This window comes from Nocardia aurea (assembly GCF_003123685.1).
Classification (GTDB): domain Bacteria; phylum Actinomycetota; class Actinomycetes; order Mycobacteriales; family Mycobacteriaceae; genus Nocardia; species Nocardia aurea.
Map to the genome: position 1 here is coordinate 1 of NZ_QCYJ01000179.1, position 568 is coordinate 568.

General features: G+C 71.1%; 1 protein-coding gene. It reads left to right on the plus strand.

Features of this window, described 5'->3' with window-relative positions; all coding sequences use genetic code 11:
- On the plus strand, positions 1-568 hold a 568-nt coding region (locus DAT37_RS43575), incomplete at both ends, for a condensation domain-containing protein (RefSeq protein WP_157979013.1).

A 568-nucleotide genomic window follows, 5' to 3' on the forward strand; every position in this document is an offset into this window, starting at 1 on the left:
ACCCAGCGCCACCTACACGATTCCCGTGGCGGTGCGGTGGTCGGGAAACCTCGACAGGCAGGCGCTGATCGCCGCGATCGGCGACGTGGCCGACCGGCACGAGAGCCTACGGACCATCTACCCCGCGACCGGTGGCGTGCCGTACCAGCGGCTCGTCGAGACCCGGCCGGATGTCGAGGTCGTCACTTGTACGGAAGAGGACCTGGCGGCGCGGATCCAGCAGGCCGCCGGGCACGCCTTCGACCTGGCCGGTGAGCCGCCGGTCCGGGCCTGGCTGTTCGCGCTCAGCGAGCAAGAGCACGTGCTGCTGCTGGTGATGCATCACATCGCCGCCGACGGCTGGTCGATGACCCCGCTGGGACGTGATCTCAGCCGCGCCTACGCGGCCCGCGTCGAGGGACGGACGCCGGACTGGACGCCGTTGCCGGTGCAGTACGCCGATTACGCGCTGTGGCAGCGGGTGTTGCTGGACAGTGTCGGGGACGGGCAGCTGGCGTTCTGGTCGGCGGAGCTCGCGGGGCTTCCGGACCAGCTCGTGTTGCCGGTGGATCGGCCGCGTCCGGCGGAG